This window comes from Streptococcus oralis (assembly GCF_001075675.1).
GTDB lineage: Bacteria > Bacillota > Bacilli > Lactobacillales > Streptococcaceae > Streptococcus > Streptococcus oralis_V.
Genome location: NZ_JUNW01000027.1, coordinates 44,687 through 59,696 on the forward strand (window position 1 = coordinate 44,687; position 15,010 = coordinate 59,696).

The 15,010-nt window shown below is 42.0% G+C and carries 15 protein-coding genes and 1 tRNA gene; 15 read left to right on the forward strand and 1 reads right to left on the reverse strand.

What is annotated here, in order from left to right:
* Positions 1-41 precede the first annotated feature (41 nt).
* The 10 genes from ADM50_RS03670 to ADM50_RS03710 all read left to right on the forward strand — a co-directional run bounded on the left by ADM50_RS03670 (position 42) and on the right by ADM50_RS03710 (position 8,033).
* Positions 42-725 carry a Bax inhibitor-1/YccA family protein gene (locus ADM50_RS03670; protein WP_001076870.1) on the forward strand — a complete coding sequence of 228 codons (684 nt, stop codon included), beginning with the start codon at positions 42-44 and terminating at the stop codon, positions 723-725.
* A 109-nt stretch (positions 726-834) separates the two neighbouring features.
* On the forward strand, positions 835-1,827 hold the full coding sequence (gene asnA, locus ADM50_RS03675; protein ID WP_049484561.1) for an aspartate--ammonia ligase: 993 nt from the start codon (positions 835-837) through the stop codon (positions 1,825-1,827).
* Between the two features lie 64 nt (positions 1,828-1,891).
* Positions 1,892-2,431, forward strand: a complete 540-nt coding sequence (gene rsmD / locus ADM50_RS03680; RefSeq protein WP_049484562.1) for a 16S rRNA (guanine(966)-N(2))-methyltransferase RsmD — start codon at positions 1,892-1,894, stop codon at positions 2,429-2,431.
* A complete protein-coding gene (coaD, locus tag ADM50_RS03685; protein ID WP_049484563.1) occupies positions 2,421-2,909 on the forward strand; it encodes a pantetheine-phosphate adenylyltransferase in 489 nt (162 codons plus the stop codon). Before rsmD ends, coaD begins: the two co-directional genes overlap by 11 nt.
* Positions 2,893-3,930: a SepM family pheromone-processing serine protease gene (locus ADM50_RS03690; RefSeq protein WP_049484564.1), complete on the forward strand. Its 1,038-nt coding sequence runs from the start codon at positions 2,893-2,895 to the stop codon at positions 3,928-3,930. Before coaD ends, ADM50_RS03690 begins: the two co-directional genes overlap by 17 nt.
* Before the next feature lie 55 nt (positions 3,931-3,985).
* Positions 3,986-4,216 (forward strand): DUF1146 family protein, encoded by a 231-nt coding sequence (locus ADM50_RS09385; RefSeq protein WP_080980365.1) that lies wholly within the window; start codon positions 3,986-3,988, stop codon positions 4,214-4,216.
* A gap of 23 nt (positions 4,217-4,239) precedes the next feature.
* Positions 4,240-5,523: a UDP-N-acetylglucosamine 1-carboxyvinyltransferase gene (gene murA / locus ADM50_RS03695; protein ID WP_049484565.1), complete on the forward strand. Its 1,284-nt coding sequence runs from the start codon at positions 4,240-4,242 to the stop codon at positions 5,521-5,523.
* Positions 5,510-5,704, forward strand: coding sequence for a DNA-directed RNA polymerase subunit beta (locus ADM50_RS03700; RefSeq protein WP_000739701.1), 195 nt, complete (start codon positions 5,510-5,512; stop codon positions 5,702-5,704). Before murA ends, ADM50_RS03700 begins: the two co-directional genes overlap by 14 nt.
* Positions 5,705-5,744: 40 nt before the next feature.
* Positions 5,745-6,569, forward strand: a complete 825-nt coding sequence (locus ADM50_RS03705; protein ID WP_049484566.1) for a DNA/RNA non-specific endonuclease — start codon at positions 5,745-5,747, stop codon at positions 6,567-6,569.
* 132 nt (positions 6,570-6,701) lie between these two features.
* Complete coding sequence (locus ADM50_RS03710; protein ID WP_049484567.1) at positions 6,702-8,033, forward strand: hemolysin family protein; 1,332 nt, start codon at positions 6,702-6,704, stop codon at positions 8,031-8,033.
* An 80-nt stretch (positions 8,034-8,113) separates the two neighbouring features.
* On the opposite strand, the gene ADM50_RS03715 is transcribed toward ADM50_RS03710, so the two are convergent.
* Positions 8,114-8,184 (reverse strand) — tRNA-Cys (locus tag ADM50_RS03715).
* A 311-nt stretch (positions 8,185-8,495) separates the two neighbouring features.
* Between ADM50_RS03715 and ADM50_RS03720 the strand changes: the two genes are divergently transcribed.
* The 5 genes from ADM50_RS03720 to ADM50_RS03740 all read left to right on the forward strand — a co-directional run bounded on the left by ADM50_RS03720 (position 8,496) and on the right by ADM50_RS03740 (position 14,980).
* Positions 8,496-10,475: a peptide ABC transporter substrate-binding protein gene (locus ADM50_RS03720; RefSeq protein ID WP_049484568.1), complete on the forward strand. Its 1,980-nt coding sequence runs from the start codon at positions 8,496-8,498 to the stop codon at positions 10,473-10,475.
* Between the two features lie 66 nt (positions 10,476-10,541).
* Positions 10,542-12,038: an ABC transporter permease gene (locus ADM50_RS03725; RefSeq protein ID WP_049484569.1), complete on the forward strand. Its 1,497-nt coding sequence runs from the start codon at positions 10,542-10,544 to the stop codon at positions 12,036-12,038.
* Positions 12,038-12,964: an oligopeptide ABC transporter permease OppC gene (oppC, locus tag ADM50_RS03730; protein WP_000103935.1), complete on the forward strand. Its 927-nt coding sequence runs from the start codon at positions 12,038-12,040 to the stop codon at positions 12,962-12,964. The genes ADM50_RS03725 and oppC overlap by 1 nt, the downstream gene beginning before the upstream one ends.
* A gap of 8 nt (positions 12,965-12,972) precedes the next feature.
* Entirely contained in the window at positions 12,973-14,040 is a 1,068-nt protein-coding gene (locus ADM50_RS03735; RefSeq protein ID WP_049484570.1) for an ABC transporter ATP-binding protein, read from the forward strand.
* A gap of 10 nt (positions 14,041-14,050) precedes the next feature.
* Positions 14,051-14,980, forward strand: coding sequence for an ATP-binding cassette domain-containing protein (locus ADM50_RS03740; protein ID WP_001291311.1), 930 nt, complete (start codon positions 14,051-14,053; stop codon positions 14,978-14,980).
* Positions 14,981-15,010: the final 30 nt, after the last annotated feature.

Genomic DNA, 15,010 nt, shown 5'->3' on the forward strand with positions numbered 1-15,010 from the left:
TGTTATAATCAAGACATATTTATAGAAAAAGGAGAATCAGAATGAATCAAACGATTATTCAAGAACGTTCAGGTCTCAATCAATTTTACGCTAAGGTTTATGCCTTTGTGGGACTTGGGATTGGTCTATCAGCTCTCGTGTCAGCTTTGATGTTGACAGTCTTTCAGTCTCAATTGGTCTACTTTTTAATGCATGGTCGTCTCTGGCTGATGATTGCAACTTTTGCAGAACTTGCTCTAGTCTTTGTTGCAAGTAGCATGGCTGCCAAAAACAGCCCAGCAGCTCTCCCAGTATTTTTAGTTTATTCTGTTTTAAATGGCTTTACGCTTAGTTTTGTCGTAGCCTTCTATACACCTGGGACCGTCTTATCAGCCTTTGTATCCAGCGCCCTTCTCTTCTTTGTCATGGCGGCAATCGGAATTTTCACTAAGAAAGATTTGAGTGGAATGGGCCGAGCTTTGATGGCGGCGCTCGTTGGTCTCATCATTGCCATGGTTGTGAATCTATTTTTAGCCAATAGCTTCTTTGACTACATGATTAGTATTGCCATGGTCTTGGTCTTCTCAGGTTTGATTGCTTGGGACAACCAAAAGATTCGCTATGTTTATGAGCAGTCACGAGGACAAGTAGCGACAGGATGGGTCATCTCAATGGCGCTTAGCATCTACCTAGACTTTATCAACCTCTTCCTTAGCATCTTACGAATCTTTGGTCGAAACGATTAATGAATGTCAGAGTCAGTGTTCAAAAGAGCACTGACTTTTTCTTATTTACTCTTTTCTTTTCTTGGAAATAGGTGTATAATGCTTTTAACTAATTTTTGAGGAGCTGTTTATGAAGAAAAGTTTTATTCATCAGCAAGAAGAAATTTCTTTTGTTAAAAATACCTTTACCCAGTATTTGAAAGATAAACTAGAAGTCGTTGAAGTTCAGGGACCTATCTTGAGTAAGGTCGGCGATGGGATGCAGGATAACCTTTCAGGTGTTGAAAATCCAGTATCTGTGAAGGTCTTGCAAATCCCGAATGAAACCTATGAGGTCGTTCATTCACTTGCTAAATGGAAACGCCACACCTTGGCTCGTTTTGGTTTCGGTGATGGGGAAGGTTTGTTTGTCCACATGAAGGCTCTTCGCCCAGATGAAGATTCGCTAGATGCGACTCACTCTGTTTATGTAGACCAGTGGGACTGGGAAAAAGTGATTCCAAATGGAAAACGCAATATCGCTTATCTTAAAGAAACAGTTGAAAAGATTTACAAGGCTATTCGTCTGACAGAGTTAGCCGTAGAAGCTCGCTATGATATCGAATCGATTTTGCCAAAACAAATTACCTTTATCCATACAGAAGAGCTAGTAGAACGTTACCCAGACTTGACACCAAAAGAGCGTGAAAATGCAATCTGTAAAGAATTCGGGGCAGTCTTCTTGATTGGTATCGGTGGAGAGTTATCAGATGGCAAACCTCATGATGGCCGTGCGCCTGACTACGATGACTGGACAACAGAGTCTGAGAGTGGCTACAAGGGGCTAAATGGAGATATTCTGGTTTGGAATGAATCTCTCGGTTGCGCCTTTGAGCTTTCCTCAATGGGGATTCGGGTAGATGAGGACACACTTCGTCGCCAAGTAGCTCTTACAGGAGACGAAGATCGTCTGGAGTTGGAATGGCATAAAGCCCTGCTCAACGGTCTTTTCCCATTGACAATCGGTGGGGGGATTGGACAGTCTCGGATGGCCATGTTCCTTCTTCGTAAGAAACACATCGGAGAGGTTCAGACCAGTGTTTGGCCGCAAGAAGTCCGCGATACTTACGAAAATATCTTGTAGGAAATCGAACCGTAAGGTTCGGTTTTCTTTCTCTTTTTGCCCATAATTTGGTATAATAAACGGTATGAAAATCGTATCAGGAATCTATGGGGGGCGTCCTCTCAAGACGCTAGAAGGAAAGACGACTAGGCCGACATCTGATAAGGTGAGAGGAGCTATCTTTAACATGATAGGTCCCTATTTTGAGGGTGGTCGTGTCTTGGATCTCTATGCTGGCAGTGGCGGTCTGTCTATTGAAGCTGTGTCAAGAGGGATGTCCAGTGCTGTCTTAGTGGAACGGGAGCGAAAGGCACAAGCAGTCATCGCTGAAAATATCCAAATGACCAAGGAAGTTTCCAAATTTCAGCTCTTAAAGATGGAGGCTGAACGAGCCTTGGAGCATGTGAATGGTCCCTTTGATCTGGTCTTTTTAGACCCTCCCTATGCAAAAGAACAAATCGTTGCAGATATCGAAAAAATGGCAGAAAGAAATCTCTTCTCCCAAGAAGTCATGGTCGTCTGCGAAACCGATAAGTCTGTAGAACTTCCAGAAGAAATCGCCTGCTTAGGCATCTGGAAAGAAAAAATATATGGGATTAGTAAGGTGACAGTTTATGTCAGATAAAATTGGATTATTTACAGGATCATTTGATCCGATGACAAATGGACATCTGGATATGATTGAACGCGCCAGCAAACTCTTTGATAAGTTCTATGTCGGGGTGTTCTACAATCCCCACAAACAAGGGTTTCTCCCCGTTGAAAATCGCAAACGAGCAGTTGAAAAAGCGGTGGCGCATTTAGGTAATGTAGAGGTGCTGGCTTCTCATGACCAACTAGTCGTCGATGTTGCAAGAAAACTGGGAGCCAAAACTCTTGTCCGTGGCTTGCGGAATGCCACCGACTTGCAATACGAGTCTAGTTTTGATTACTACAATCATCAACTGGCTCCAGAAATCGAAACCATTTACCTATATAGCCGCCCAGAGCATCTTTATATTAGCTCTTCGGCCGTGAGAGAACTTCTGAAGTTTGGTCAGGAGATTCAGCAATATGTCCCAAACAGTGTTGTGGAGGAATTAGAACATGAAGAAAAAAACTAGATGGCCCTTATATGTCATCCTAGCACTAGTATTGACTTTTTTAGCCTTTGTAGTACCTTTACCTTACTACATAGAAGTTCCGGGTGGAGCGGAGGATATCCGTCGCGTTTTGAAAGTCAATGAAACAGAAGACACAGAAGCAGGAGCTTACCAGTTTGTGACAGTTGGGATTCGACACGCAACCCTATCGCATCTTGTCTATGCTTGGTTAACACCTTTCACAGATATTAGAAGCGCCAAGGAGACAACGGGTGGCTCTACGGATGCGGAGTTTATGCGGATCAATCAGTTCTACATGCAAACTTCTCAAAATATGGCCAAGTATCAAGGACTGAAGACGGCTGGTAAGGATATCGAACTCAAGTATCTGGGAGTTTATGTCTTAACCGTGACGGATAATTCAACTTTTAAGGGTATTCTGAACATTGCGGATACCGTGACAGCTGTTAATGACAAGACCTTTGATAGTTCAAAGGACTTGGTTGATTATGTCAACTCTCAAAAACTAGGAGATCCAGTCAAGGTAACCTACGAAGAAGACGGAAGAGTCAAGACTGCTGAAGGTAAAATTATCACTCTCGAAAACGGGAAAAACGGGATTGGGATTGGCTTGATTGACCGTACGGAAGTGACAAGTGATGTTCCCATTCGCTTCTCCACAGCTGGTATCGGCGGTCCAAGTGCCGGTCTCATGTTTAGTCTAGCTATCTACACCCAGATAGCAGATCCAGGTCTTCGTAATGGCCGCATCGTTGCGGGAACGGGAACTATTGATCGGGACGGAAATGTTGGCGACATTGGTGGAATTGACAAAAAAGTAGTTGCAGCCTCTCGTCAGGGAGCCAACGTCTTTTTTGCTCCTGATAATCCAGTCACCGAGGAAGCAAAAAAAGCAGATCCCAATGCGAAAAGCAACTATGGAACAGCCCTAGAAGCTGCCAAAACGATCAAGACAGAGATGAAAATCGTTCCCGTTAAAACCTTGCAGGATGCGATTGATTATCTTAAAAGCAACCCCTAATTCGTAGAAAAATCGAAAACTAGCGCGCAAGCGGATAAGATGGTATAATGGTCAAATGGTTCAATTATTATTCACTCTAAGTAGTCATATACTCTTTATTTATTTGAGTTTTTACCTTTTGAAGGATCTTGTGAGATGGGAAAAGGTTTTAAAAGCGACCGCTACTAACACAAAAAAGGTTCGTTTGTTGGTAGGCTTCTTTAGTATTGTAATGGGCTACATATTGAGTTCATTCTTTATCAGTTTATATCAATTGTGGCAAGAAGCACTTAGAGGATTATTATAAAATCAAAAGTAAAGGAAACAACTATGGAAAAAATTGTGGTTCAAGGCGGTGATAATCGTCTGGTCGGGAGTGTAACCATCGAGGGAGCAAAGAATGCCGTCTTGCCCTTGTTGGCAGCGACTATTCTAGCAAGTAAGGGTAAGACAGTCTTGCAGAACGTCCCAATCTTGTCAGATGTTTTCACCATGAATCAAGTAGTTCGTGGTCTGAATGCCAAGGTTGACTTTGATGAGGAAGCTCATCTTGTCGAAGTCGATGCGACTGGTGACATCACGGAGGAAGCTCCTTACAAGTATGTCAGCAAGATGCGTGCATCGATCGTTGTCTTGGGACCAATCCTTGCTCGTGTAGGACATGCCAAGGTATCCATGCCAGGTGGTTGCACCATTGGGAGTCGCCCAATAGATCTCCACCTCAAGGGCTTGGAAGCTATGGGAGCTAAGATTAGCCAGACAGCTGGTTACATCGAAGCCAAGGCAGAACGCTTGCATGGCGCTCATATCTATATGGACTTCCCTAGTGTTGGCGCGACACAAAACCTGATGATGGCAGCGACGTTAGCTGATGGTGTGACTGTTATTGAAAATGCTGCGCGTGAGCCGGAAATTGTTGACCTTGCTATCCTTCTTAATGAAATGGGGGCCAAGGTCAAGGGAGCTGGTACTGAAACAATTACAGTGACTGGTGTTGAGGAACTCCATGGAACAACTCATAATGTGGTACAGGACCGTATCGAAGCTGGAACCTTTATGGTGGCGGCAACCATGACTGGCGGTGATGTCCTCATTCGAGATGCAGTCTGGGAGCATAATCGTCCCTTGATTGCCAAACTCCTTGAAATGGGAGTAGATGTAACAGAGGAGTCGGAAGGCATTCGTGTCCGTTCTCAACTGGAAAATCTAAAAGCTGTTCATGTGAAAACCTTGCCCCACCCAGGATTTCCAACAGATATGCAGGCTCAATTTACAGCCTTGATGACCGTCGCAAAAGGCGAATCAACTATGGTGGAGACAGTTTTTGAAAATCGTTTTCAACACCTAGAAGAAATGCGCCGCATGGGCTTGCACTCTGAGATTATCCGTGACACAGCCCGTATTGTTGGTGGACAGCCTTTGCAGGGAGCAGAAGTTCTATCAACGGACCTCCGTGCCAGTGCGGCCTTGATTTTGACAGGTCTGGTTGCGCAGGGAGAAACAGTTGTTGGTAAATTAGTCCACCTCGATAGAGGTTACTACCGTTTCCATGAGAAATTGGCTCAGCTAGGAGCAAAGATTCAGCGAATCGAGGCAAATGATGAAGAAGAATAAAAACTTACGCTATGTACTCCGTCGTTTACTGTTGATTTTTATCGTACTATTGCTAGGCTTTCTGGCTTTAGGAATTGGCTTGATGGTAGGCTATGGAATCCTAGGAAAGGGACAGGATCCATGGGCAATCTTGTCTCCAGCAAAGTGGCAGGAATTGATTAGCAAATTTACAGGAAATTAGGCTGGGAGACCAGTCTTTTTCTAGAGATATAAGGAGAGATATGGACAAGAAAACAAGACAGGCTCTGATAGGGTTACTCATATTCTTACTATTATCTGCTGGTAGTTATTACATCAAGCAGATGCAGTCAGCGCCAAACACCCCTAGAACAAAGGTTAGTCAGAAAAAACAAACTTCAGAAGCTCCCAGTCAGGAGTTGGCAGAAAGTGTCTTAACTGAGTCAATCAAAAATCAAATCAAGGGGGGGCTCGAGTGGAATGGGGCAGGTGCCTTCATTATCAATGGCAATAAAACCAATCTAGATGCCAAAGTTTCTAGCAAACCCTATGCGGATAATAAAACAAAACCAGTTGGAAAAGAAACAGTTCCAACTGTTGCCAATGCCATCTTATCCAAAGCGACTCGGCAGTATAAGAATCGTGAAGAAACAGGCAATGGCTCAACCTCTTGGACGCCACCAGGATGGCATCAGGTTAAGAATCTAAAGGGAGCCTACACACATGCAGTTGATAGAGGACACCTGCTGGGCTATGCCTTGATAGGTGGTTTGGATGGTTTTGATGCCTCTACCAGTAATCCCAAGAACATTGCAGTCCAGACAGCTTGGGCGAACCAGGCTCAGGCTGAGGATTCGACAGGTCAGAACTACTATGAGAGTTTGGTCAGAAAAGCCTTGGACCAAAATAAGAGGGTCCGTTATCGCGTGACGCTCCACTATGCGACAAATGAGGACCTAGTTCCATCCGCTTCACAAATCGAAGCCAAGTCTTCAGATGGCGAATTGGAATTCAATGTCCTAATTCCAAATGTTCAAAAGGGTATCCAGCTTGATTACCGAACAGGTCAGGTCACGGTGACAAACTAGAAAAAAAGGAATAAAAATTGCTCCCTTGTCGGTCATTGATAAGGGAGCGATTGTATAAATTAGAAAATAATGTGATTCCTAGGCCGATTTATGATATAATGGAACACAAGATACTATTTTAGGAGAAAGACCATGGAAGACCCGAGCAGTCAGGATTTGTTACTGCAATTTGTACTTTTAGTTGTATTGACCTTTTTAAATGCCTTTTTCTCAGCTACAGAAATGGCTATGGTGTCACTAAATCGTGCCCGAGTAGAGCAAAAAGCAGAAGAAGGCGATAAACGCTATATCCGTTTGCTAAAGGTACTTGAAAACCCTAATCACTTTTTATCAACCATTCAAGTCGGTATCACCTTGATCACGATCTTGTCAGGGGCAAAATTGGCAGCTACACTTGGACAAGTAATTGCCTCTTGGATGGGGAATGGAGAAACAGCTTATGCCATTGCAAGTTTCCTCTCTTTGGCATTCTTGACCTACATCTCTATTGTTTTTGGTGAACTCTATCCTAAACGGATTGCCCTCAATCTCAAAGATGCCTTAGCCATTCGCTCTGTTCCGATAATTATTGGACTTGGGAAGATTGTCAGTCCCTTTGTCTGGTTGTTATCTGCTTCAACCAATCTCTTGAGTCGTTTAACACCAATGACCTTTGATGATGCGGATGAAAAAATGACTCGAGATGAAATTGAGTACATGTTGACCAAGAGTGAGGAAACCTTGGATGCAGACGAAATCGAGATGTTACAAGGGATTTTCTCTCTAGATGAACTGATGGCGAGAGAAGTTATGGTTCCTCGGACAGATGCCTTTATGGTGGATATTCAGGATGATAGTCAAACCATTATCCAAAGTATTTTAAAACAAAACTTTTCCCGTATCCCAGTTTATGATGGGGATAAGGACAATGTGATTGGGATTATTCACACCAAGAGTCTTCTTAATGCGGCCTTTGTGGATGGTTTTGACAATATTGTCTGGAAGAGGATCTTACAAGATCCACTCTTTGTCCCGGAAACTATTTTTGTGGATGACTTGCTAAAAGAATTGCGAAATACTCAGAGACAGATGGCCATTTTGCTCGATGAATATGGTGGTATGGCTGGTCTGGTCACACTGGAGGACCTGCTGGAGGAGATTGTCGGAGAAATCGACGACGAGACAGACCGAGCAGAAATTGAAGTCCATCAAATCGGTGAGGACACCTATATTGCACAGGGAACCATGAATCTTAACGACTTCAATAACTACTTTGGTGTCGAACTAGAAAGCGATGATGTGGATACCATCGCCGGTTATTATTTGACGGGTGTTGGAACCATTCCAACAACTGAAAAAATCAGTTTTGAGTTGGTTAGCCAAAACAAACAAATCAAACTCACCAATGACAAGGTGAAAAACGGACGTGTCACTAAGGTAAAAGTTCAAATCACTGAAATAGAAAATGAAGAAGAAACAGAATAAAGGAGCTTGAGTCACCATCAGGTGCTCAAGCTCCCATTTATAAGAAAAAAGACTCACGAGGAGTCTTTTGGTTTACTATAAGGCGGTAGACGGATTTGAACCGACGATCAAGCTTTTGCAGAGCCGTGCCTTACCACTTGGCTATACCGCCTCAACGTTTATTATTATACCTTGAAAATGATTCTACGTCAATAGTTTCTTAAACGAAAATCCAATTTAGGCTATCCTGTCCTTTTTTGACAGTCTTGAAAACCTAGAGAGAAGGTCTGGGAAACAGTCCTTACGGGCTGTAAATTTGCCATCTAATCACCCTAGATAGCAAACAAAGAATAGAAAAATTTGACAAATGAAAGTTTTTTGAGGGTATACGCCTAAATATTCTGAAAATTCGTTTACTTTTTAGATAATATGTGATATAATCGAAAACAAGACTAAAATTTTTTTTAAAGAGGGGATACATACATGAAAAAAAGTAGAGTATTTGTCGCAGCAGGGATTGCCCTATTAGCAACTGGTGTTTTAGCTGCTTGTGGTTCTTCAAAATCATCTGATTCTACAGCGCCAAAAAATTATGGTTATGTTTATACAGCTGATCCAGAAACATTGGATTACTTGATTTCAGGAAAACAAAGTACCAAAATTGCCACTTCAAATGGTATCGATGGTCTCTTCACAAATGATAAATATGGAAACCTAGTTCCTGCGGTTGCAGAAGACTGGTCAGTTTCAAAAGATGGTTTGACTTATACCTACAAGATTCGTAAAGGTGTCAAATGGTTTACATCTGACGGAGAAGAGTACGCAGAAGTTACTGCTAAGGACTTTGTAAATGGTTTGAAACACGCAGCTGATAAAAAATCAGAAGCTCTTTATCTAGCAGAAGATTCAGTTAAAGGTCTAGCTGACTATACAGCTGGAAACAATAAAGACTTTTCTTCAGTAGGCGTGAAGGCTGTTGATGATTATACTCTTGAGTATACTTTGAATCAACCAGAACCATACTGGAACTCTAAGATGGCCTACTCAATCTTCTGGCCATTAAACGAGGATTTTGAAAAATCAAAAGGGACTGACTTTGGTAAAGCGACTGACCCTACATCATTGCTTTACAATGGACCATTCTTGCTGAAAGGGTTGACTGCTAAGTCTTCTATTGAATTCGCTAAGAATGAAAACTACTGGGACAAAGACAATGTTCATATTGATAAAGTAACCCTTGCTTTCTATGATGGGTCAGACCAAGAGTCAATTGAACGTAACTTTACAAGTGGAGCTTATAGCTATGCTCGCCTTTTCCCTACAAGTTCGAACTACTCTAAAGTTGAAGAGACCTACAAGGACAATATCTACTACAATCCATCAGGACCTGGTATCGGTGGTTTGGGTGTGAACATTGACCGTCAAGGATACAAATACACTTCTAAGACAACTGATGAAGAGAAGACTTCTACTAAGAAAGCCCTTCTTAACAAGGACTTCCGTCAGGCCTTGAACTTCGCCTTTGACCGTACTTCTTACTCAGCACAAATTAATGGTAAAGAGGGTGCTCCTCTTGCAGTCCGTAACCTCTTTGTGAAACCAGGTTTTGTCTCTGCAGGTGAAAAAACTTTTGGTGACTTGGTAACTGAAAAGATGGCTGCTTACGGTGATGAGTGGAAGAACGTAAACTTTGCGGATGGTCAAGATGGACTCTTCAACGCCGATAAAGCCAAAGCCGAATTTGCGAAAGCTAAAACAGCATTGGAAGCAGAAGGTGTGAAATTCCCTATCCACTTGGATATCCCAGTAGACCAAACATCTAAAAACTATATTGCACGTATCCAATCCTTCAAACAATCCGTTGAAACAGTACTTGGTGAAGATAATGTGGTTATCGATATCCAACAAATTTCTAAAGATGAGTTGAACAATATCACTTACTATGCTGCAAACGCTGCGGCAGAAGATTGGGATCTCTCAGGAGCAGTTGGATGGAACCCTGACTATGAAGATCCATCAACTTACCTTGATATCTTGAAGACAACGAATGCTGAACAAACAAAAACATACATGGGTTACGAAGGTGCAGATAATGCTGCAGCAGCTCAAGTTGGTTTGAAAGAATACGATAAGCTAGTTGATGAAGCTGCTAAAGAAACAAGCGACTTGAATGTTCGTTATGAAAAATACGCGACTGCTCAAGCTTGGTTGACAGACAGCTCACTCTTCTTGCCAGCTATGTCATCAAGTGGTGCTGCACCAATCATTTCTCGTGTTGTACCATTCTCTGCATCATACAGCCAATCTGGAGATAAAGGCTCAGACGTATACTTCAAGTATATTCAGTTACAAGATAAGGTTGTAACCAAAGCTGACTATGAACAAGCTCGTGAGAAATGGCTCAAAGAGAAAAAAGAATCAAACGAAAAAGTTCAAAAAGAATTGGCTAATCACGTTAAATAAATAACTCTCAAGAGAACTTTCTCTCCATGAGGAGAAGGTTCTTTTGGGATTTTAAAAGGAAACGATATGAAGAAATATATTTTTATGCGTGTATTGCGTTCATTGTTGTCTATTTTCTTAGTGACAACCTTGACCTACACAATAATTTATACGATGGTTCCTCGAAAATTGATTTTCAAGCAGGATACCAACTATAACAAGATTGCAACGACACCGGACAAGCGGGATAATTATGAAAATACCGTTTATGAACGGATGGGCTATATCGAGTACTACGATACCAAGGAGTTGCAAGAAAAAGCTAGCACGATGGACTCATCTGTAACAGTAGATGCAAATGATACCAATAAGGCAATCTACGAAAAATACATCAACCAACTAGGAAATGGTTGGACGCTAGGTGTATTCTCAGAAAGTGGTCAATTCTATGCTACGCGTGAAATTCCGATTTTTGAACGTGTTTTCAAATTCTATGCCAACTTGATTGATATTGATCATACAAACAAGATTCAAGACCCTGAAAATCCAAACTTGCAACGCTATCTTCGTTTTGAAAATGACCCTGCTATCGGTTGGTCATTGGTTGGTTCAGGTACAAAACATAAGTATCTTTTGTATTTCAACAACCAATTCCCATTTGTACACCAAAACTTTGTAAACGTTAACTTAGGTGATTCTTACCCAACTTATGCAAACACACCAGTGCTTCAAGTTATCACCCAAGGTCAGGGACAAACTAAGACATCAGAAGTTCAATTCCCTACAGGTAAAAAGACTTCATCTGTAGATATCTACTCTCGTACCTACAAATCACCAAGTCAAGCAGACGCACGTGAGGTGGCAAACTATGGTAAGGACGATCCTTACACGGCTACAGAAAGCAATTACCAATACCCATCTATGATTGCAAGCTCAGCTGTTGCTGGTTTGATTGGTTTGATTATCTCGTATGCGATCGCTATTCCACTTGGATCTGCTATGGCTCGCCACAAAAATACTTGGATTGACAGCTTCTCGACAGGTGCTCTGACCTTCTTGCTTGCCCTTCCAACGATTGCTTTGGTATATATTGTGCGCTTGATTGGATCATCTATCGGTCTGCCAGACTCATTCCCTATCTTGGGGGCTGGAGATTGGCGTTCTTATGTCCTACCGGCAGTTATTTTAGGTCTATTGGGTGCTCCAAGTACGGCTATCTGGATTCGTCGTTACATGATCGACTTGCAATCTCAGGACTTCGTACGTTTTGCTCGCGCCAAAGGTTTGTCTGAAAAAGAAATTTCAAATAAACACATCTTTAAAAATGCCATGGTTCCTTTGGTTTCAGGTATTCCTGGTGCCGTAATCGGAGTTATTGGTGGTGCAACATTGACAGAAACGGTCTTCGCTTTCCCAGGTATGGGTAAAATGTTGATTGACTCTGTTAAGGCGTCAAATAACTCAATGGTAGTTGGTCTTGTCTTCATCTTCACATGTATTTCTATCTTCTCACTCTTTGTAGGAGATATCTGGATGACCATGCTTGACCCACGTATTAAATTGACAGAGAAAGGAGGCAAATAATGTCAACAATCGGAAAAGAAAAATTTCAGTTCGTAAAACGTGACGATTTTGCCTCTGAAACAATTGATGCTCCTGCCTATTCATACTGGGGTTCTGTATTTAGACAATTTCTAAAGAAAAAATCAACAGTCATTATGTTGGGGATTTTGGTTGCCATTATCTTGATGAGCTTTATTTACCCAATGTTCTCAGATTTTGACTTCAACGATGTAAGTAAGGTCAATGACTTTTCTGCTCGTTTTATCAAGCCCAATGCTGAACATTGGTTTGGTACAGATAGCAATGGTAAATCCTTGTTTGATGGGGTTTGGTTTGGTGCGCGTAATTCAATTCTTATCTCTGTAATTGCCACTTTTATCAACCTTGTGATCGGGGTTATTGTTGGTGGAATTTGGGGAATTTCAAAATCCGTTGACCGCGTCATGATGGAAGTTTATAACATTATTTCAAACATTCCATCTCTCTTGATTGTCATTGTCTTGACTTACTCAATCGGTGCTGGTTTCTGGAATTTGATTTTTGCCATGAGTGTGACAACTTGGATTGGGATTGCTTATATGATTCGTATTCAAATCATGCGTTACCGTGACTTGGAATACAACCTTGCTTCTCAAACACTTGGAACGCCAACCTTTAAAATCATTGTTAAAAACATCATGCCGCAATTGGTGTCTGTTATTGTTTCTACAATGACCTTGATGTTGCCAAGTTTCATCTCTTATGAAGCCTTCCTTTCCTTCTTTGGATTGGGATTGCCTGTAACAGTGCCAAGTTTGGGACGTTTGATCTCAGATTACTCACAAAACGTTACGACCAACGCTTACTTGTTCTGGATTCCGTTGACAACCTTGATCTTGGTATCCCTATCTCTTTTCGTTGTTGGTCAAAACCTAGCAGATGCTAGTGATCCACGTACACATAGATAGGAGTAGACATGATAAAAGGAAAAAATGTAATTTTGACTGCTCGTGATATTGTCGTGGAATTTGACGTTCGTGACAAAGTTCTGACGGCTATCCGAGGAGTTTCTTTGGACCTGATTGAAGGGGAAGTTCTTGCCCTGGTAGGTGAATCAGGTTCTGGTAAATCTGTTTTAACAAAAACCTTTACAGGGATGTTAGAAGACAATGGACGTATTGCCCAAGGAAGCATCGACTATCGTGGACAAGACTTGACCGCTCTTACTTCTAACAAGGAATGGGAGAAGATTCGTGGTGCTAAAATTGCGACCATCTTCCAAGATCCTATGACAAGTTTGGACCCAATCAATACAATTGGTAGCCAAATTACTGAAGTTATCGTTAAACACCAAGGAAAAACAGCCAAGGAAGCCAAAGAGATGGCAATCGACTATATGAACAAGGTCGGAATTCCAGACGCTGAAAAACGTTTTGATGAGTATCCTTTCCAATATTCTGGAGGGATGCGTCAACGTATCGTTATCGCGATTGCCCTTGCCTGTCGTCCAGATATCTTGATCTGTGACGAGCCAACAACGGCCCTTGACGTTACCATTCAAGCGCAAATCATTGATTTGCTTAAAACCTTGCAAAATGAGTACCACTTTACCATTATCTTTATCACCCATGACCTTGGTGTGGTAGCAAGTATTGCCGATAAGGTAGCGGTTATGTATGCTGGTGAAATTGTAGAATACGGTACTGTTGAGGAAGTCTTCTACGACCCACGTCATCCATACACTTGGAGTCTCTTGTCTAGCTTACCTCAGCTTGCTGATGATAAAGGGGAATTGTACTCTATCCCAGGAACACCACCGTCTCTTTATACTGAGTTGAAAGGTGATGCCTTTGCCCTTCGTTCAGATTATGCGATGCAAATTGATTTTGAACAGAAAGCGCCTCAGTTTTCAGTCACTGATACCCACTGGGCTAAGACTTGGTTGCTTCATGAGAATGCTCCTAAAGTTGAAAAACCTGGGGTCATTGCAGATTTGCATGACAAGATTCGTGATAAAATGGGCTTTGCTCATCTAGAAGACTAGGAGGAAGGAAATGTCTGAAAAATTAGTAGAAATTAAAGATTTAGAAATTTCCTTCGGTGAAGGAAGTAAGAAGTTTGTTGCGGTTAAAAACGCCAACTTCTTTATCAACAAGGGAGAAACTTTCTCTCTTGTTGGTGAGTCTGGTAGTGGGAAAACAACCATTGGTCGTGCCATTATTGGTCTAAATAATACTAGTAAAGGTGAAATCATCTTTGATGGTCATAAAATTAATGGGAAAAAATCTCATAAGGAATCATCAGACTTGATCCGTCGTATCCAGATGATTTTCCAGGACCCTGCAGCTAGCTTGAATGAGCGTGCGACAGTTGACTATATCATCTCTGAAGGTCTTTACAACTATCATTTATTCAAAGACGAAGAAGATCGAAAAGAAAAAGTTCAAAAGATGATTCATGAAGTTGGACTTTTGAAAGAACACTTGACCCGTTATCCACACGAGTTTTCTGGTGGTCAACGCCAGCGTATCGGGATTGCCCGTGCCCTTGTGATGGAACCTGATTTCGTTATTGCGGATGAGCCAATTTCAGCCTTGGACGTATCAGTGCGTGCGCAAGTCTTGAACTTGCTCAAGAAGTTCCAAAAAGAGTTGGGCTTGACTTATCTCTTTATTGCGCATGACTTGTCGGTTGTTCGCTTTATCTCAGATCGTATCGCGGTTATCTATAAGGGAGTTATCGTCGAGGTGGCGGAGACAGAGGAGTTGTTTAACAATCCTGTCCACCCATATACTCAAGCACTTCTATCTGCTGTACCGATTCCAGATCCAATCTTGGAACGCAAGAAGGTCTTGAAAGTTTACGATCCTGACCAACATGACTATGAGACCGACAAGCCATCTATGGTAGAAATTCGTCCAGGTCACTATGTTTGGGCTAACCAAGCGGAAGTTGCTCGATACAAAGAAGCTCTTAAAAAATAAACAGACTAGGAGAGGACCGAAAGGTCTTCT

What these genes read in the sequence shown, in the direction of transcription:
- ADM50_RS03735 (WP_049484570.1), top strand. Translation starts at nt 12,973, where the DNA reads ATGATAAAAGGAAAAAATGTAATTTTGACTGCTCGTGATATTGTCGTG.
- ADM50_RS03725 (WP_049484569.1), top strand. Translation starts at nt 10,542, where the DNA reads ATGAAGAAATATATTTTTATGCGTGTATTGCGTTCATTGTTGTCTATT.
- ADM50_RS03690 (WP_049484564.1), top strand. Translation starts at nt 2,893, where the DNA reads ATGAAGAAAAAAACTAGATGGCCCTTATATGTCATCCTAGCACTAGTA.
- ADM50_RS03720 (WP_049484568.1), top strand. Translation starts at nt 8,496, where the DNA reads ATGAAAAAAAGTAGAGTATTTGTCGCAGCAGGGATTGCCCTATTAGCA.
- ADM50_RS03670 (WP_001076870.1), top strand. Translation starts at nt 42, where the DNA reads ATGAATCAAACGATTATTCAAGAACGTTCAGGTCTCAATCAATTTTAC.
- coaD (WP_049484563.1), top strand. Translation starts at nt 2,421, where the DNA reads ATGTCAGATAAAATTGGATTATTTACAGGATCATTTGATCCGATGACA.
- ADM50_RS09385 (WP_080980365.1), top strand. Translation starts at nt 3,986, where the DNA reads ATGGTTCAATTATTATTCACTCTAAGTAGTCATATACTCTTTATTTAT.
- ADM50_RS03705 (WP_049484566.1), top strand. Translation starts at nt 5,745, where the DNA reads ATGGACAAGAAAACAAGACAGGCTCTGATAGGGTTACTCATATTCTTA.
- oppC (WP_000103935.1), top strand. Translation starts at nt 12,038, where the DNA reads ATGTCAACAATCGGAAAAGAAAAATTTCAGTTCGTAAAACGTGACGAT.
- murA (WP_049484565.1), top strand. Translation starts at nt 4,240, where the DNA reads ATGGAAAAAATTGTGGTTCAAGGCGGTGATAATCGTCTGGTCGGGAGT.
- ADM50_RS03700 (WP_000739701.1), top strand. Translation starts at nt 5,510, where the DNA reads ATGAAGAAGAATAAAAACTTACGCTATGTACTCCGTCGTTTACTGTTG.
- rsmD (WP_049484562.1), top strand. Translation starts at nt 1,892, where the DNA reads ATGAAAATCGTATCAGGAATCTATGGGGGGCGTCCTCTCAAGACGCTA.
- ADM50_RS03710 (WP_049484567.1), top strand. Translation starts at nt 6,702, where the DNA reads ATGGAAGACCCGAGCAGTCAGGATTTGTTACTGCAATTTGTACTTTTA.
- ADM50_RS03740 (WP_001291311.1), top strand. Translation starts at nt 14,051, where the DNA reads ATGTCTGAAAAATTAGTAGAAATTAAAGATTTAGAAATTTCCTTCGGT.
- asnA (WP_049484561.1), top strand. Translation starts at nt 835, where the DNA reads ATGAAGAAAAGTTTTATTCATCAGCAAGAAGAAATTTCTTTTGTTAAA.